Source organism: Rhodoferax lithotrophicus, from assembly GCF_019973615.1.
GTDB classification, from domain to species: domain Bacteria; phylum Pseudomonadota; class Gammaproteobacteria; order Burkholderiales; family Burkholderiaceae_C; genus Rhodoferax; species Rhodoferax lithotrophicus.
Window position 1 is genome coordinate 2108193 of the sequence record NZ_AP024238.1, and the last position, 17291, is coordinate 2125483.

The window sequence follows — 17291 nt, forward strand, 5'->3', positions numbered from 1 at the left end:
CAATCTAACTATGCGGGGCATCATTTGCCAGCCCCAGCTGCCAACCAGACCGCAATGATCCGGGTTTCTGCAGCATTCAAGGTTTGAGGAGGCATGGGGATAGAGCCCCAAATACCGACACCTCCAGACTTGATCTTGGCCGCCAAGTAATCAACTTGACCGACATATTTTTGGGCTACATCGGTATAGGCAGGTCCAACAATTTTGTTGTTTAAGCCATGACACACCAAACAGCCATTTTTTTGCAGCAAGGAAACCGCTTTTTTGGCATCTGGCTTGCTTGCATCTGCAGATGACACCGGTTTTTCAACTGCTGGTTGGGGTGTCGATGGTGCGGCTTGCTTGTCACCCGCTTGGTGTTCCGGTCGAGAGGTGTCGGCCCCATGTTGCGCACCTACCATGCGGTTCTGTTCTGCCAAATTACCGTGTGCATTGCGGGCAAAGTCTGGCAGGAGAGAGGCCACTTTGGGCTCGGGTGTGCAATTGGACATGCAAGCCACATTTTGCGTGTCCGGTTTTGCGGCTCCGCCAAACTCTCGACCTGGCCACAAAGCGTGATTACTTGTCATGCCATTGCGGTTGGGCATTCGTGCTTGCACGTCACGCATGGTCTTTTCATTCAGGATGAAGTTCTCTGGAACGATGCCAGCAATGTTCAGCATGAAGTCCAAAACCGAATAAACCTCGTCCGTTTTCAAGGTTTTGGGGGCATTCCAGGGCATGGCACGGTTGATGAAATCCCAAACCGTTGAAATCGTCGCCACTTTCATGAAGGTGGTGCGGCCTGGAAAATTCGGGTTGGTCAAATTTGCGACGTGTCCAGTGATCATGTCATTGGGTTGAATTCCTCCAATCAATGGGTTGAATACTTCACCTGATTCGCCGAAAAAGCCATGGCACTGGGCGCACTTGGCTTCCCATATTTCCTGGCCTTTGTCCACAGTGCCGGAACCCACAGGCAAGCCCTTGAAGTCTGGGCGCACGTCAATGTCCCAAGCTGCAATTTCTTTTGGGGTTGCATTACGACCAATGCCAGTGATCTTGATGGATGCTTGAGCGAAAGCAGCTCCAGTGAGTCCCAGCAATGCCAGTCCCAGAATGGCTTTACGAAACCTGAACATTTTTCACCTCGCCATTTTCTTGTACCAACCACGACTGAATGGCGTTGTTGTGATAAATCGAACGCGTGCCCCGAACAGCGCGCAGCAGTTTGTAAGTTGGCTGAACAAAGCCGGTGTCATCCATGGCCCGGCTTTGAATGATGGCCGGTTTGCCGTCCCATATCCAGTCGATATTGAATCTGGTCAGGGCTTTGGACAATACGGGTGACTCCAATCTGGCGGTACGCCAGTTGCGACCACCGTCGACGGAGACATCCACCTTCTTGATCTTGCCTTTGCCGCTCCAGGCCAAACCGGTGATGTTGTAAAAGCCCTTGTCCAGCAGCACTTGTCCCCCAGATGGGGTCGTGACCACGCTTTTGCATTCTTGCAAGCCCGAGTATTGACGGTGCTGACCACTGGGTAACAAGTCGATGTAGTGAACCGCTTCATCTTTGGTGGCGTAAGGCATGTCGCCCACCTCGATGCGGCGCAGATATTTGACCCAACTCACACCCTGGATACCTGGCACGATCAATCGCAGCGGGTAGCCCTGCTCGGGGCGCAGCATCTCTCCATTTTGACCGTAGGCGACAAACACTTCGCCAGATTTGATCAGGCTCATCGGAATGGTGCGGGTCATGGATGAGCCATCAGCACCTTCAGCCAGGACAAATTTGCCATTTTTCAGGTCAGCCCCAGCCAGCTCCAGCAAGGTAATCAGCGGCACGCCGGTGAATTCACTGCAGGACACCATGCCATGGGTGTATTGCACGGTGGGCACAGCCACATTACCCCAATCGACAGCCGTATTGGCACCACATTCGATGAAGTGAAAGCGCGATACCGATGGCAGGCGCATGATTTCATCCAGCGTGAACACTTTGGCTGCTTTGACCATGCCATTGATCATCAAACGGTGTTTGGATGGATCAATGTCCCACCAGCCTTGGTGATGGCGCTCAAAATGCAAGCCACTCGGGGTGACGATGCCAAACAGAGACTGCAAGGGGGCAAATGAAACCGAAGCCTGCGTGGTCTGTGTCAGTCCCGGGCTTTGACGGCGTTGTACCGCTGACTCGTATTGGGACGGCTTGCCATAACCATCGTTTTGTGCCACACCTTGGCCCAAGCCCGTGCTGTGGGCTGGCAAATTCAAAATATTAGGGTCACCACCCTCTGTGGGCACCGGGTTCCCTTGTGCAATGGCTGCGGGTACGGCAGCACCTGCTGCTGCCGCCGCAAACGCATGGCGAATAAAGTCGCGACGGCCTTTCTTCGCTTCTGCAAAAACGGTTTTGATCCCGCTTTGTGTCAGAAAATTCTCAGGCGCTTTGATTAGCCGACCTGAATTGTCACGTTGGTGCATTCAAAAAACTCCTCTTAAGCAAGTGATGAATTGCTGGTAATTACGATAAAAACACAATTTCTTATATAAGAATAAACAAATATAAATAATTCAAAAAACCGAAAATTTTGTGCGGACCCTCACTCAAAGTGATAGTGATCTTGATTCAAAACAGCAGCAATGGATGTCACCTCATCTGGAAACAATGCCAAGTTCAATGTGGTGTTGCATGCCTCCACTTGTCCACGCAATAACGAGAGTGAGTTGACACGTCCTGCAGGGCGATAAATGCTGTGTCCGTTACCACCGACATTACGGATGTGGCAGGCATCACACTGATTGTTCTCAATCAATTTCGCACCCAGTTTCAAGTCCGCATCCTGGTAAAGCGCAGGAACCTTCTGGGCACAAGCTACTGTTGCAATCAAACTCAGGCAGACCAAGGTGAGGCGTTTCATCAAAAATCCGGTGAGGGTGGAACAAGCTTATGTCATCTAGAAGGCTGCCACCATGAATTCAAAAGAACTCGCGATGAATGCCGATCTGATTTATATCAATGATCTGTTAAATAAGTTGTTTTGAATATCAGGATATACCCTGATGACCGGCACATTAGAGGCCGAGCAAGCGCTCTGGCTGATGGACGCGGTAGATACGTCTCTGTTTGTCCATGGGTTCAATCACACCTTCTCGTTCCCAGCGGCCAATCTCCCGACTGACCGTCTCAAGCTTCAGATCCAACATGGCACCCATGTCTTCGCGAGAAAAAAGTACGGAGATTTCGTGGTTGCTTGAGCTGCGCATTTTCAACACCAAATTGGCAACACGCTGGCGGGCCGAACCAAAATTCATGTCAGCTAGCCAGTCATCTGCATCTTTGAGTGTGTGTTGCCATTTATGCATTAATTGTGCAAGCAAGCGCGGGCTGCTTGCGGCCAATTTTTGAACAACTTCCAGTGGAATGCGGCAGACCGTGATTGGGCTTAGCGCAATGGCATCATTGTCATAGTGCGTGTTGCTCAAAACCTCCAGCCCGATCACATCGCCTGGGCGCAATACACGCACGATGCGAGGACGGCCATCGAGCGTATTGCGCACCAGCTTCACCATGCCACTTCGCAAGGTAAAAATCCCTTGGGCCTGGTTACCTTCTGCATACAAACTTGCGCCGTGTGGGTATTCCAGATCGTCAATGGGTGCATGAATGTGTGCAAAGTCATGCTCATTCAGGTCAGCAAAAAGTACCATTTCACGAATGCCACAATGGCGACAGTCTGAAATACCTCGCCAAGCTGATTCAGTTTTAACTGGAATCATCAAATTGCTCCTTCAGCCACCACCGCTGCGCGGGCCACACGCAACCGATCATCCAGATACGAGCCATAAAAATCTGGAATATAGCCGCCGACCAAGCGTTCAGCGACCTCCTTGCCACCTTGCCCCAAGAATAGTACCGTAGGTGCAACCTTGATCCGCCAACTTTTGATCAGGTGATCCTGAGTTTGCCTGACACCATCAAAGCCCAACACCATCTGGTGGCTGCGTATATCCATTTGGACAATAAACAGCCCTGACTGCCCTTGTATCGGCAACAAATAATTCTCACGGGCTATTTTGCAAAAAGGGCACCCCTCCAGACTCACCATGACCACCAGGGGGCTACCTCTTTTCAAAGCGGTGTTCAGTGCATCGGGGAGTGAGCCTGGTACAGGCAATGTGTCTGATGCGCCATAACTCATGCCTGCCAAACTACTTGCTAGCCCCATCACCAAAGCATTTCGGCGGCGGATCCCCACATGGACAAGGCTCATGGTTTGGCCTCTTGTTCCATCAGTAAATAGGTGTTGTAGGCATTCATGCGATTGGCTACTCCAAACAGGGGTAAATGTTCAAATGGTGTCCAGTCCGTGTTTTTATAAGCCTCTTCAAAGGGTTCCATGGCTTCAGCGGCATGACCCATGGTGGTTCGCAAATAAACCAAATATGCACGAGTCTGCTGCATGTCTTGGCGTGCTTCGTGCGACACGGGACCATGCCCCGGCACAATCACCTGGGTGTCAAAGGCCAGCAATTGGTCGAGCGCAGTGATCCAGTGCTGGCTATTCGCCTGGCCAACAAACGGAATCCGGCTTCTGAAGACCAAGTCTCCAGCAAACAGCACTTTTTCTGATGGCAGATAAAACGCCAAATCTTCGGGTGTGTGTGCTGGGCCGACTTGCTTGACCTGAAAAAGCATTCCACCAATCATCAACTCCTGGTTGCCGTCAATCCATGTGTCAGCCTCTACCAAGTGGGTTTGATTGTTAATCCAGGGGAAGAGTTGCTCGCGTGATGCCTCCATGCGCAGACGTGCGGTTTCGCTGTTGAGGTAAATTAAAGCAGCACGGTGCGCAACAATTTTGGCCCCCATGGCTTTGAAGACTTGCAAACCATAAATATGGTCTGCGTGGTAGTGCGTAACCAATACATGGGTGATAGGCTTCGGGGTAATTTTTTTGATCTCGTCTACAAGACGGGTTGCCAAAGCGGGGGAACCCAGCGCATCAATGACCACCACACTTTCTGGTGTCACCACAAATGCTGCATTCGAAATAAAATTTTGATTGGCAGGGGAGCCCAATGCAGACAATCCCTGAACATACCAGGTGGAAGGAGAGAGCTGATGGATTTCCATAAGGGGCTCATCCGTCGCATGGGCCATGCCCAACCAGCCAAGCAGCAGGCTTAGGCACAGACTTTTTAAAAGCGACACACTAATTATTTTTTTCAATGAAGTCTCCAAAGCAATGTTGTGGCTTATTCTTGAGTCTGTAATATAAGCCAAAAGTAAATTACATGGAGACTCAATGAATATTGTGGCCATTATTGAAAGCTACGGCGAAAAAACCGTGTTGGCTTGGGGCGGTCTGATCGTTGGGCTCATGTTTGGGTTTTTTGCACAACGCTCCAAATTTTGTTTGCGTGCGGCTACGCTGGAGTTCTGGCATCACAACTTTGGTGAAAAAATTTCTGTCTGGTTACTGGCCTTTTCTAGCGCAGTCATCGGTGTTCAGTTGTTGATCCTGACGGGACACATGGATGTTGCTGTCACCCGGCAAATATCCGCTACCGGAAGTATCTCTGGCGCACTCATCGGAGGACTATTGTTTGGCTCGGGCATGATCCTGGCACGTGGCTGCGCCAGTCGGCTGTTGATTTTGTCAGCCAATGGCAATTTGCGCGCCTTGTTGTCGGGGCTCATATTTGCAGTCACGGCACAAGCTGCTTTAGGTGGCGTACTCGCTCCCTGGCGAGAAGTCATTAGCGGATGGTGGACAGTGGATGGCGGAAGTGCGCGAAACCTTTTGGCCATTGTGGGTGCCGGGCATTTTGGTGGCCTGGTTTTTGGCTTGATCTGGTTTGTGGCTGCTTTGTATTTCTCTGTCCGCAGTGGTTGGGGCGTTTGGAAATGGGTTGGTGGTGTGGGGGCTGGTCTGGCGGTTGCCGCTGCCTGGGGCTTTAATTATTGGGTGTCGAAAAATTCCTTCGAGGTGGTGCCGGTACAAGGGCTTACATTCAGCGGTCCTTCTGCCGAATGGCTGATGCGTGTGGTGGCTTCGCCAGCACCCGAAATAGGGTTCAACTTTGGAATGTTGCCGGGTGTCTTTTTGGGCTCATTCCTTGGGGCATGGGTGGGCCAAGACTTTGCGTTAGAGGGCTTCAAAGACGGCTACAGCATGCGCCGCTATATTGCTGGGGCGATGCTGATGGGTTTTGGTGCCATGCTGGCAGGCGGTTGTGCGGTGGGTGCCGGCATCACGGGAGGTTCCATTTTCGCCTTGACGGCCTGGCTGGCTTTGGCTGGAATGTGGGTTGGAGCCGGGGTGACTGACCGCCTGATTGATTCGTCCTCCGGTTGCGTTACCCCGGTTCATGCCGCCGTAGGTGATAAAGCACCCTGAACAACTACCGTTGGCTCCAAGGGTGCACTTAAGACTTGAAGACTCCAGCTTATTTACTGCTGATGTACTCCGCAACAGCCGCCATTTCGAGCGGTGTCATTTTGCTGACAATTGAATGCATGACGGCATTGTCATTGGTGCGTTCACGTTGATTAAAGAGTTTGAGTTGCGTTTCAATATAAGACGCATACTGCCCGGCCAAACGTGGTAAGTTGGCGTTGCCCAAACCTTCTTTGCCGTGACAGCTGGCACAGGCGGGGACACCACTGAACTTGTTGCCACTATTAAAAATGTAGCGTCCTACGCTTGCCAGATCTGGATCTTTGACCAATTCTTTCTCAGAGTTTTTGGATTCGAAATACTGCCCCAAGGCCAACATCTCATCCGGGCTGAGGCGTGCTGCCATGTCTGCCATGGTTGTACTTTTACGCTGACCAGACTTGAAGTTGGCGAGTTGTTTGGCAATGTAATTGGCGTGTTGTGCAGCAAGTTTGGGAAATATTTCACTGGATGATTCGCCGTTTTCACCGTGACACAAAAAACATGACCCCGACACAATTTTGACAGCACGTGCCTGGTCAGCCTGGGCCCAGGCTGAACCCAGTGCCAAGACCAGCAGTGAAGCTGTAAAAGTTTTTCCGTATGGCATGGTTTGTACTTACATCAAGGTGTCAGCCCAAATACCTTGCGCCCAAGACAAGGCAAAACGTCCTTCAAGTTCATTGGCCGCTTTGGACACACCACCTGAGCCTGCCACCGCGATCATGGTTTGGTGCACGGGATCGTAGGTGTGCACACTGGCTACATGCACGGCATCTTCCGCACTGACAAAGCTGTAACACGTGTTGTTGTAGATGGGTGAGGGGTTTGGTGTTTGGCCTGTCAGTAATGCAATCACGGCTGCTGCGCAGGTTTTGCCGTGCTGATTGGCCATGTGACCGGATTTAGGCATGGCAGGTGCCACTTGAATGGAATCCCCCAGCACGTGGATGTTTTTGACAGCCTTGGACTCGAAGGTCAAAAAGTCGACCTCACACCAGCGCTGGTTGGCCGTGGCCAGGCCGGTTTGCACCGCGATGGCACCCGCCCGCATGGGTGGCAGAACATTGAGCACGTTCGCCTTCAGATCATCCTGAAACTCGAACTTGAGGGTATTGCTCGCCGCATCCACGTCGGCCAAGGCATGTTTGCTGCGGTATTCAACCATACCCTTGTAACGTTCGGCCCAGGCTTTTTTGAACAGCGGGCCTTTAGATGTCACATCGTCATTGGCATCCAGAATCAGCACCTTGGATCTGGGTTTGGTCTGGGTCAAGTAGTGAGCCACCTGGCAGGCTCTTTCATAGGGGCCGGGGGGGCAACGGTAGGGGGCCAGAGGAATCGTAAGTGCAAACACGCCGCCATCGGGCATGTCTAAAAGTTGTTTTCGCAAGGCTACTGTTTGTGCACCTGCTTTCCAGGCATGCAGAACCTTGTCTTTGGCACCTGCGCTGGCCATGCCGGGCAAGGTATCCCACATGAAATCAATGCCAGGCGACAAAATCAGTCGGTCGTAAGGTAACGCGCCACCACTAGCCAGTTTCACGATACGTTTGTCCGCATCTATGACACTGACGGTGTCATGCACAAGTTTCACGCCATGATTTTTGACCAAACCATCATAAGGTGTGGTGATGTCAGCCATGGTTTTGGTGCCACCAAGCACAAGGTTGGAAATGGGGCAAGAGATGAAATTTGCATTGGGTTCTACCAAGGTGACTTCAATGCCATAGTCAGACCACATGCGTACATACTTGGCAGCGGTGGCTCCACCAAAGCCGCCCCCCACCACAACCACTTTGAGTCCATTACCTGCACCCGTGGTGGTGCAGCCCGACAGCAGACTTAACCCACCCAGTGCTCCCATTGTTGAGCCGACACCCAAAGTTCTCACAAATTGACGACGTAACATGATCTTTATCCCTAATTTTTGAGTGATGAGTAGTAACTGGCAAGCTGCTCGATTTGGACATCGGTGTACCCCTTGGCAATTTGGTGCATCAATGTGGCTGGTTTTTTGCCCGACTTGAAGTCTTGCATTTTTGAAAACAATTCATCTTTGGTTTTGCCACGCAAGGATTCCATTCCCTTTTGGGCCAAGCCATGCGTCCCATGGCAAGCAGCACATGAGGCCGCCATACTGCGTACTTGTAAGGCATCGGCACTCGCCCAAGTGGAAAGGCTGGCGAGTGCCAGGCCTGAGAAAAATCTGCAGAATGTTTTCAAGAGAACTCCTTGAGACGGCCAATCCAAAGACCTTGGGTTGGCACGGTTAATTGATCCGAATAAATCCATAAATAATTTCGGATATACAAATGGTACTGTGTGCAGCGGTATGTCGATGACCGGATAAACCCGAGGTTTTTGTCATTCGCTTCATCATCCAACCTTTCTACAACCCATTCAACAGGAGACAAATCATGCGACAACTTTTACTTTCCATTTTTCTGGCTTTGTGTGCCATGGTGGCCAACGCCCAAGACACCAAGGTTGTTTATCACATCACCACCGGAATTGATACGGCTGTGGGTGCTTTGAACAATATCAAGAATCACCTCCATGCTGACCCCAAAGCGAAAATTGTGGTGGTTACCAATGGGCCAGGGGTTGATTTTCTGATTGCGGATGCCAAAGACAGCAAAGGCCGTGAATTCTCAGGACTGGTCAGTGATTTGGCAGGTCAGGGTGTGGAGTTCAGGGTCTGTAACAACACGCTCACTTCTCGCCATATCGATCCTGGGAAGTTGTTGATGGAGACCAAGCTGGTGCCCTCAGGGGTGGCCGAAGCTGCAAAACTTCAAAGCAAAGAGGGTTTTGCCTATCTCAAGCCCTGAGTCGATCAAAAAGAAGTCAGTTGACCCCAAAGCGGGGCGGAGTGGCGTTGAGCTGTGTCCGTTGACAACGGGTATTTCTCCTGGTGACACAAGTCATGGAAGATTCCGAGCCATGGTCGCTCAGGACATAACCCATATGGGCTACCCCGGGCCACCCTTCGCGGTGATGGACGTTGGCGGCGCTGGCCTTGAAAATTGTTGCAGCGTGACAGCTTTTTGAGTATCCCGATAGGGGTATTTATTGAAAAAGTCTGCTTTCAATCATCAATTTACGGAGACATCTCATGGAATTTAACAAAGAATTTGACGCGTCTGGACTCTCTTGCCCGCTGCCTATTGTTCGCACCAAGAAAGCCTTGGTCGACATGAGTTCCGGGCAAGTGTTGAAGGTGATTGCGACAGATCCGGGTTCGGTCTGTGACATGGCCGCTTTTGCGGAGCAAACCGGCAATACCTTGCTGGAGCAGGGTAGTGAAAACAGCAAGTTTGTGTTCTTTCTCAAGAAAGCCTGATTTCCAGTTTGACCACACTTAACCACACACCCGGAGCGCTCGCATGGCAAGCAAAAAAATGGCACTGATCGCCACCAAAGGCACCTTGGATATGGCGTATCCGCCATTCATTTTGGCCTCCACCGCAGCGGCGTTGGGCTGGGATGTCCAGATATTTTTCACCTTTTACGGGCTGCAACTGCTGCGCAAAAGCCTTGATGACATCAAGATCAGTCCACTGGCCAATCCGGCCATGCCGATGCCGGTGCCGATGCCGGTGATGGTGCAAATGCTGCCTGGCATGGAGTCTATGGCGACCATGATGATGAAAAACAAGATGAAGTCCAAGGGGGTGGCATCGCTGCAAGAGCTGCGTGACATCTGCCTGGAGTCTGATGTCAAATTTGTCGCCTGCCAGATGACGGTGGACCTGTTTGAGTTTGAAACCAGCGAATTCATCAAGGATGTGGAGTACGGCGGGGCCGCCACCTTCATGAAGTTCGCCGGTGAGTCTGATGTTTGCCTGTTCATCTGAGCCATGATGAAACAATGGCTCATGGGTTGCGCCCTGCTGTGTGCGGCGCAACTCAGCCTGGCTCTGGCACCTTACACACACGCTGGCAAGATATCCGGTGCTGATTTGCCAACCCAGTTGGCTCAGGTTGAGAAAAAACTGCAAGCCGAGGGCTTTACGGTGCTGGGGCATCACATGCCCAAAGGCATTGCGGGTCAGGCCAGTGTGGTGGTTTCTGACCCCGCTATGCTGGAATTGATTCGTACCACTGGAACCAGTAGCAGCATTGTTGCGGCGGGCCTGCGTGTGGGTATTTCCGCGGATGGCAGTGTTTCTTACATGACACCGGACTACTGGTATCGGGCTTATTTGCGCAACCAATTTTCTGGTGCTCAGGAAGCGGTCAAATCTGTCCAGCTGCGTTTGAGCAAAGCGTTGGGCGAGGGGACTGGTTTTGGGGGTGATGTACCCCAGGGGCAACTGACCGATTACCGCTATATGTTTGGCATGGAGCGCTTTGATTCAGCCAACAGCGAGATTGGCAGTTTTGCCAATTTTGATGAAGCCCTGAAAGCGGTTCAAGGCAACCTGGCCAAAGGTGTGGGGGATACCCAGCGGGTGTACGAAGTGGTCATGCCGGCTCAGAAAATGGCGGTGTTTGGTGTGGCCATGAACAGTGGCAACGACGGTGAAGCCTGGTGGGTCAACAAGATTGGTACAGATTTTCCGGCTGCGTTGCCCTATGAGCTGTTTATTGTGGATCACAAGGTTTACGCTCTTTATGCGCGGTACCGCATCGCACTGGCCTGGCCAGCTTTGGGTATGGGGCAATTCATGGGCATCATCAATGCGCCGGAAGCTATTCGGAACACATTGGTGCGTTTGGCAAGTTCTGGCGCTTCCGGCAATTAGGCCCTAAGGACACTTGGAGTTGTGACATGACTGAAACCATGAATCCGTCTGCCTGGGTTGTTTGGGGAGGCTTTGTGTTGGCCTTCGTGTTTGGTGTAGTGGCCAACAAAACCAATTTTTGCACCATGGGGGCGATTTCTGATGTGGTCAACATGGAACATTGGGGGCGCATGCGAATGTGGCTGTTGGCTATGGCCGTGGCCATGGTGGGCACTCAGGTGCTTCATGTGCAGGGGTTGATTGATCTGTCCAAATCCATCTATGTGCGGCCCAGCTTGCCCTGGCTGTCCTTGTTGATCGGGGGCGGTTTGTTTGGGATCGGCATGACGATTGCCGGGGGCTGTGTCAACAAAAATCTGGTGCGTGTGGGGGGCGGCAGCTTGCGCTCGCTGGTGGTGCTGGTGTTTGTGGCCATTTCTGCCTACATGACGCTTAAAGGCTTGTTCGGCCAGTGGCGTGCCAGTTTTCTGGACCCGGTGACACTGGATTTGTCCCGCTGGGGGCTCACGGGGCAAACCCTGCCACTGATCTTCGCCAAAGTTACGGGTTTGGCGGACAAAGTGGCCGTGCTGGCCAGTGTGTCGGTGCTGAGCCTGGCCTTGCTGGTCTTTGCATTGAAAGACAAGCGCTTTCGCAGCAATACCAATCAGTTGGTGGGGGGCATCGTGTTGGGGGGCTTGGTGGTGGCTGCCTGGTACCTTACGGGTCACATTGGCTACGGCGAAAACCCTGACACGATGGAGATGGTTTACTTTGCCACCAACACCCGCACGCTGGAGTCCTTCAGTTTTGTGGCCCCCACCGCCTTCAGTCTGGAGTTGTTGATGCTTTGGACGGACAAATCCTTATTGATCAGCTTTGGCATTGCCAGCGCCATCGGGGTGGTGCTGGGCTCATGGGTTTATGCCGTCAGCTCGCGCCAATTTCGTTGGGAAGGTTTTGCTTCGGTGGATGATTTGCGCACCCAACTGTTGGGTGCTGTGCTGATGGGCTTTGGCGGGGTGACCGCATTGGGTTGCACCGTTGGGCAAGGCTTGTCGGGTGTCTCGACGCTGGCGGTGGGCTCATTTCTGGTACTGGCCAGCATCATGGCGGGGTCTGTGGCCACCATGCACTACCAAAACTGGCGTGCGTGAAGGCCATGAAGTCGATCATCGATGTCGAAGAGGCGGATTTTGAGGAACGTGTCATTCAGCGTTCGCACAGCGTGCCGGTTGTGCTGGATATCGGTGCCGAATGGTGTGGCCCGTGCCGGGTTTTAACCCCCTTGCTGGAACGCTTGGCCGTGGAATACGCCGGTCAGTTCATCCTGGCCAAAGTGGATGCCGATGAAAACATGCGCATTGCTGGCCGGCATCAGGCCAAAGGCTTTCCAACCGTGATCGCCTACAGCCATGGCATGGTGACCGACCGTTTTCACAGCATACAAACCGAAGGCTTTTTGCGCCGGTTTCTGGATCAACTGATGGCGCAGCATGCGGATCAAACCCATCTGAGCGCATCGACCATGGCCGAATAGGCCTTAACCTGATCAGCAACCAAGAAAGAGACTGCCCAATGAATCTTCCCGAGCGTGATGGTGATGGCTACCTGACCGATATGGCCACCTGGACAGAGGACATTGGCCGTGCCATGGCCCAGGCTGACAGCTTTGAACTGGATGATCTCAAGTGGTCACAAATTCTGAAAGCGCGGGCCTATTACGAAGAATTCGGCAGCGTGCCGCCGATCCGAAAATTTGCCAAATACATCGAGGAAGATCAAAACGCCGTGTTCAAGCTGTGGATGACCGGCCCGATGAAACCCATCACCAAGTATGGTGGTCTGCCCAAACCTACTGGTTGTGTTTAGGCCCTGACTTGGAGGTTTGTGACAGCGCAGTCCCATTTGACAGCAAGAAAGTCGAACAGGCCCGCGCCAATGACCACAACAGCCAGATTTGAAATGCCGCATAAAGCTATTCAAAATATAGCTACTTACGCAGGTAAATAAAGGGCTAGAAGTCAATTTGTTGATTCACACTGGCGAGCAAGGCCTGTGCTGCGCTGGCCCCTGACTCGCCCATCAGGGTGCGCAATTGTCATTCGATCGCGCCGCGTGCCGCATCCTGGCCAAACACCAACCCGGCCACCGAGATCAAGAATATGCTGGCTTTTGGGGGTGACCTGAAGTCGGCCATTCAGCTCGGTGTTAGTAGCAAGAGCTACGGGCAGATGTCCAGAACCTCGGTGATCAACCGAGCCATTTCCAACGCTGAGCGCTGCGGCTCCAACAGTGCCTGCGCACTGTTGGACAGCGCGAAGAGGCCACGCCTGTGGCGTGGGTGCGGCCTGCAAGGCTGGTTAAAGGAGCAAGGTTTGCTCAGTGTGAAAGACCTGTGGTGCAAGGCACAGGGCTATACGGGAAAGAAGAAGAGGAAGAAGACTTCGTCGAGCGTGCTAACTTGTTGAACCGCTAAACGAAGGACCCGCACGGTGGGTGGTGTGGGGGCCGGGGGAGAAGCTCCTGGCTACCCGATTAGGACGCACTTTCGGATTCTCCATACGATTCTTTGTCGAACCCCCAAGTGCCTGAATCATCGACTAGAGAAGAGACGGCTTCGAATAACGCCCACAATGTGATCTCGAACCTTGTAGTCGAGTCGTCAAAATCTTTGGCTCCCGTTGGAAGGCTCTGTACCCAGGCTTCAATTCTGTCCGCAAGGCTCCCTTTTTCCACCAGGTTGTGTGCGATGTTGTTACGCAGGGTGTTGAGCTTCGAAACAGCCCGCCATATCTCGACCATATGACCTGGAGGGAAGAACGCCTTAGCAAGCTGTATTGCTTGATGCGTGTCCAATCTTGCGTTGGCTTCCTTCAGTGCTTGAGGGTTCTGAAGCCGACAGTCAATAAGAGCGCGGATCTGTTCTTCAATGAGCAAGTGCCCTTTCAGGAGAACTAACTCCGGGTCTTTCCCATGAGGCAAGAGACTCAAAAATCGCCGAAATGCCTCAAGGTGGCGTGAAGAAAATTCAGTCATGATGCACAGTCTGTGCGGCCTAACGTCGGCCGTGAATGGGCCGCAACGGCGCACTCAGCATTGAAGAATGACGACCACGTGGCCGCCGTTGTGGGTCCATTCGACGAACCTGCGTGCGCCCAGCATGGGCGCGAACTTATGGGGTGAAAGTCCCCTGTGGGAGAACCGAATTGGACTCATAGAGAGCAATCTTAACCACCAGCCGACGGCGTGTCCGTACTCGTCTGCCGACGAGCACGGAGGGGCGGTTCTGTGAAGGCCCGTCTGGAGGAAGCCCGAGTGCAAATGTGCGAGACGACGGACAGAAACCGCATAGTCAAGGCCGAGGGAGTCGAGGCAAGCTGGCACATGACAGCAAAGCCCACCGGTTCGGTGCTTAGGGTAAATGCGGTGTTTGTGCCTAGAGCAGTTCGCGTTCTTACCTGGGGCTGGCCACGCACGAAGATCAAGAATCTGCTGGCTTTGGGCGTGAGCTTGAAGTCGGCAATTCAACACGGGTGCAGTAGCAACAGCTACTGGCAGATGTCCAGAACCCCAGTCATCAACCAAGCCATTTTCAACGCGTGGTTAAAGGAGCAAGGTTTGCTCAGTGTGAAAACGAAGTTTCGGAGAAGGCTAACTTGTACTCAAGTTATGCCGGAACTAAAGACCTGTGGTGCAAGGCACAGGGTTACACGGCAAAAAAGAAGAGGAAGACTTCGTCGAGCGTGCCAACTTGTTGAACCGCTAAACGAAGGACCCGCACGGTGGGTGGTGTGGGGGCTGGGAGTTAGAAGCTCCTGGCTACCCGATTAGGCCTCACTCGACGACAACTCCGATATCGCTTGCGCGCAGCCGAATCATTGGCCTGCACAGAAGCCGAGCCAACCATACCTCCATCCTGACCCACGGGGACGACTCAGCAGCAGGCGACTCGACCAGAAGTAGCGTGTGCGAAGCCAAGAGTGCCCTGACGACGTGTAGCTGTTCCCAGCGCCGGTTCGAACCGTGTAAACAATGAATGAATGGAGTGCATACCTCCCGGAGGTGCTTGTCCAGTAGTTCAAGCATGGGCTTCGTAACCACGCCGTCGCGGCGAGAGTAGCTAACAAAAACCTTCACTTGATCTTTCCAATGCTGAACAACGCCCAGACGGCAAGATTGGCAATGACAAGGACAGCGTACAGCCACATCGAGTGATTGAGAGCAGCGTCCAGGACTTTGCGGTAGTTGGGAATGTTTACCCTGTCTTTCGCGATAATTCCTGTGCCATCGGCCGCGACCAGTGGGCGCAGGTCTCTTGAGGCGAGTCGAGAACGTATTTGTTCCATCGTTCCTCTGAGCTTGACTTGATAAAAGTAACCCGTAGAGTCGAGAAACCAGAAGCAGAGGGGGATGAGAAGACCGGCGACAAAGATCGAATCGTCCAACTTGTCGCTGGTGAACTTCACTATGAGGGTCATGACGACAAAGAGTGTGGTTACGCAGAACTTCTTGGTTTCAAAGCAGAAGCTGCTGATCTGGCTAACTACACCCGACAACTGGTCCAGAAGCTTCCAGTCGAGTTCGTCTTGCAGTGTCTTGGTGTACGGTTTTGCATCCATTGTTGGAGAACTCGTAGAGGAGGTGGCTGTGAGTTCAACGTAATGTCCATCGCAAGACATGCAAAATATTCTGGTCGCTGCGTATTAATTTGGTCATGAAATTCTCCTGAAAGTGGCTTCTAGTCTAGCTTGCAGGCCGATACGGTGGATACGTAACCAAGTCTAAATTTTCCCTGAAACACGGCACACCATCCTTGCAATCAACCCGCCTGCTAGATCAGTTGCGCCAGCGCATTCGGTACATGCACCTTAGCCTCAGCACCGAGAAGGTTGATTTGTACTGGGTGCGCTTGAGATTGAGTGTTGATACCTCATTGCGCCGCGGTGCGGGTGGAAAGAGGCGGGTAGATAGAGGGCTGAAAAACTATTCAATCAATAGCTGTCTGCGCAATGTAGACAAGGGCTACAAGCCAAAAATGCATCAAAAATCAGCCCACACTCAAGCCTGCATGAAAAAACGTCAAGTTATTCAAAATATATAGCTACTTGCGCAGGTCAATAAAGGGCTAGAGGCCAATTTGTATGCAAACTCACCCCGCAGCGCAATGTCAAGCCATGCCATCGCCAGCTAGCCAGCCAGCCAGCCTTTGGCGGTCGGCATCACTGGGCGGTTTTCTTGACCCCAATGTGTTCGCATACCCAGGTGAATTCGGCCCCGATCAGGAAGATTTGCGCGGCAGCGAAATGGGTGTCTGCCCCCCCCCCAATAATTTATATGAAATTGGCTCCTAACCCTTATTGAATAAGCGCTAGCAGCTATCAAAAATAGTTGTTTCTGAATTAGAGAAAACTCACGAGAGCTGCTTTCTGCAATAGCAGTAAACAAACTTTTGCACCGTGCCAAAAGGGGTGTGGTGGTCTTCGCGCTCATGGCTGAGCAAGACAAAAGGCGCGCCAAATTCGGCGTGCAAGGCTTCGGGCTCGTAGCGCATCACTGGCAAGCCGCTGCATTGCAGCGGGCCATCGCTGGCAAATGTGGCCATGATGACGTGGCCACCGGGTTTTACGCTGCGCAACACGCAGTCCACATAGGCTTGGCGGTCTTGGGGATCGGTCAGAAAGTGGAACACGGCGCGGTCATGCCAGACATCAAAAGCATGCTGGGGCAAGCTTACCTTGGTAATGTCGCCCACCCGCCATTGCACTTGGCGGGCTTGTGTACCGAGTCGTGCACGGGCGGTCTCAAGCGCTGCAGCTGAAAGATCCAGCACCGTCAGATTGGTGAAGGCGTGCTGCAAAAGATCATCCACCAGCGTGGAGGCACCACCGCCCACATCAATGATGGCGGCTGATTCTGGCACGCCGGTGTTGCGAATCAGGCGCAGGGATTGTTCTGCGTGAGGCTGAAACCAGCTGACATCGGTGGCGAGTTTGTGGCTGTAAACGTTTTCCCAATGGTCTTTGGTGTGCATGACGGGTCTTTCAAATTTGAGCATGGCGTGGGGCAGTGCGCGTGGGCTGATAAGCAAGGCGCATGCCACGGCCATGGGGCCTTCATGCGCAGTGCTTGC

The 17291-nt window shown here is 52.6% G+C and carries 22 protein-coding genes; 10 read left to right on the forward strand and 12 right to left on the reverse strand.

What is annotated here, in order from left to right; translation table 11 throughout:
- Window positions 1-20: 20 nt before the first annotated feature.
- The 6 genes from LDN84_RS09775 to LDN84_RS09800 form a co-directional block, all read right to left on the reverse strand.
- Window positions 21-1121: a c-type cytochrome gene (locus LDN84_RS09775; protein WP_223911827.1), complete on the reverse strand. Its 1101-nt coding sequence runs from the start codon at window positions 1119-1121 to the stop codon at window positions 21-23.
- Window positions 1105-2469, reverse strand: coding sequence for a sulfite dehydrogenase (gene soxC, locus LDN84_RS09780; protein WP_223911830.1), 1365 nt, complete (start codon window positions 2467-2469; stop codon window positions 1105-1107). Before soxC ends, LDN84_RS09775 begins: the two co-directional genes overlap by 17 nt.
- A 119-nt stretch (window positions 2470-2588) precedes the next feature.
- Entirely contained in the window at window positions 2589-2906 is a 318-nt protein-coding gene (locus LDN84_RS09785) for a hypothetical protein (protein WP_223911833.1), read from the reverse strand.
- 154 nt (window positions 2907-3060) lie between these two features.
- Window positions 3061-3765, reverse strand: coding sequence for a Crp/Fnr family transcriptional regulator (locus tag LDN84_RS09790; protein ID WP_223911836.1), 705 nt, complete (start codon window positions 3763-3765; stop codon window positions 3061-3063).
- Window positions 3765-4259 (reverse strand): thioredoxin fold domain-containing protein, encoded by a 495-nt coding sequence (locus LDN84_RS09795; RefSeq protein WP_223911840.1) that lies wholly within the window; start codon window positions 4257-4259, stop codon window positions 3765-3767. The genes LDN84_RS09790 and LDN84_RS09795 overlap by 1 nt, the downstream gene beginning before the upstream one ends.
- Window positions 4256-5149, reverse strand: coding sequence for an MBL fold metallo-hydrolase (locus tag LDN84_RS09800; protein ID WP_223912902.1), 894 nt, complete (start codon window positions 5147-5149; stop codon window positions 4256-4258). The genes LDN84_RS09795 and LDN84_RS09800 overlap by 4 nt, the downstream gene beginning before the upstream one ends.
- Before the next feature lie 145 nt (window positions 5150-5294).
- Here LDN84_RS09800 and LDN84_RS09805 point away from each other — a divergent pair, with 145 nt between their 5' ends.
- Window positions 5295-6389, forward strand: coding sequence for a YeeE/YedE family protein (locus tag LDN84_RS09805; protein ID WP_223911843.1), 1095 nt, complete (start codon window positions 5295-5297; stop codon window positions 6387-6389).
- A 49-nt stretch (window positions 6390-6438) separates the two neighbouring features.
- On the opposite strand, the gene LDN84_RS09810 is transcribed toward LDN84_RS09805, so the two are convergent.
- The 3 genes from LDN84_RS09810 to LDN84_RS09820 are packed head-to-tail and all read right to left on the reverse strand — an operon-like array spanning window position 6439 to window position 8654.
- Window positions 6439-7038: a c-type cytochrome gene (locus tag LDN84_RS09810; protein WP_223911846.1), complete on the reverse strand. Its 600-nt coding sequence runs from the start codon at window positions 7036-7038 to the stop codon at window positions 6439-6441.
- A gap of 9 nt (window positions 7039-7047) precedes the next feature.
- Window positions 7048-8340 carry an NAD(P)/FAD-dependent oxidoreductase gene (locus LDN84_RS09815; RefSeq protein ID WP_223911849.1) on the reverse strand — a complete coding sequence of 431 codons (1293 nt, stop codon included), beginning with the start codon at window positions 8338-8340 and terminating at the stop codon, window positions 7048-7050.
- 11 nt (window positions 8341-8351) lie between these two features.
- Entirely contained in the window at window positions 8352-8654 is a 303-nt protein-coding gene (locus LDN84_RS09820; protein WP_223911852.1) for a c-type cytochrome, read from the reverse strand.
- Between the two features lie 194 nt (window positions 8655-8848).
- On the opposite strand from LDN84_RS09820, the gene LDN84_RS09825 reads away from it, so the two are divergent.
- The 8 genes from LDN84_RS09825 (at window position 8849) to LDN84_RS09860 (ending at window position 13629) form a co-directional block, all read left to right on the forward strand.
- Window positions 8849-9262, forward strand: a complete 414-nt coding sequence (locus tag LDN84_RS09825) for a DsrE family protein (RefSeq protein ID WP_223911855.1) — start codon at window positions 8849-8851, stop codon at window positions 9260-9262.
- Between the two features lie 284 nt (window positions 9263-9546).
- On the forward strand, window positions 9547-9774 hold the full coding sequence (locus LDN84_RS09830; RefSeq protein WP_223911858.1) for a sulfurtransferase TusA family protein: 228 nt from the start codon (window positions 9547-9549) through the stop codon (window positions 9772-9774).
- Window positions 9775-9817: 43 nt separating this feature from the next.
- Window positions 9818-10288: a sulfur carrier protein DsrE2 gene (dsrE2, locus tag LDN84_RS09835; RefSeq protein ID WP_223911860.1), complete on the forward strand. Its 471-nt coding sequence runs from the start codon at window positions 9818-9820 to the stop codon at window positions 10286-10288.
- 6 nt (window positions 10289-10294) lie between these two features.
- Entirely contained in the window at window positions 10295-11179 is an 885-nt protein-coding gene (locus LDN84_RS09840; RefSeq protein WP_223911863.1) for a hypothetical protein, read from the forward strand.
- 26 nt (window positions 11180-11205) lie between these two features.
- Complete coding sequence (locus LDN84_RS09845) at window positions 11206-12315, forward strand: YeeE/YedE family protein (protein ID WP_223911866.1); 1110 nt, start codon at window positions 11206-11208, stop codon at window positions 12313-12315.
- Window positions 12316-12320: 5 nt separating this feature from the next.
- Window positions 12321-12698: a thioredoxin family protein gene (locus LDN84_RS09850; RefSeq protein WP_223911869.1), complete on the forward strand. Its 378-nt coding sequence runs from the start codon at window positions 12321-12323 to the stop codon at window positions 12696-12698.
- Window positions 12699-12736: 38 nt separating this feature from the next.
- On the forward strand, window positions 12737-13030 hold the full coding sequence (locus LDN84_RS09855) for a TusE/DsrC/DsvC family sulfur relay protein (RefSeq protein WP_223911872.1): 294 nt from the start codon (window positions 12737-12739) through the stop codon (window positions 13028-13030).
- Window positions 13031-13248: 218 nt separating this feature from the next.
- Complete coding sequence (locus LDN84_RS09860; RefSeq protein ID WP_223911874.1) at window positions 13249-13629, forward strand: hypothetical protein; 381 nt, start codon at window positions 13249-13251, stop codon at window positions 13627-13629.
- A gap of 67 nt (window positions 13630-13696) precedes the next feature.
- Here LDN84_RS09860 and LDN84_RS09865 read toward each other — a convergent pair whose 3' ends face one another.
- Window positions 13697-14197: a hypothetical protein gene (locus LDN84_RS09865; protein ID WP_223911877.1), complete on the reverse strand. Its 501-nt coding sequence runs from the start codon at window positions 14195-14197 to the stop codon at window positions 13697-13699.
- 1097 nt (window positions 14198-15294) lie between these two features.
- Window positions 15295-15780, reverse strand: a complete 486-nt coding sequence (locus LDN84_RS09870) for a hypothetical protein (protein ID WP_223911880.1) — start codon at window positions 15778-15780, stop codon at window positions 15295-15297.
- Window positions 15781-15974: 194 nt separating this feature from the next.
- On the opposite strand from LDN84_RS09870, the gene LDN84_RS09875 reads away from it, so the two are divergent.
- Window positions 15975-16262, forward strand: a complete 288-nt coding sequence (locus LDN84_RS09875) for a hypothetical protein (protein WP_223911883.1) — start codon at window positions 15975-15977, stop codon at window positions 16260-16262.
- Between the two features lie 309 nt (window positions 16263-16571).
- Here the strand turns inward: LDN84_RS09875 and LDN84_RS09880 are convergent, their stop codons facing one another.
- A complete protein-coding gene (locus tag LDN84_RS09880) occupies window positions 16572-17267 on the reverse strand; it encodes a class I SAM-dependent methyltransferase (protein WP_317134835.1) in 696 nt (231 codons plus the stop codon).
- Window positions 17268-17291: the final 24 nt, after the last annotated feature.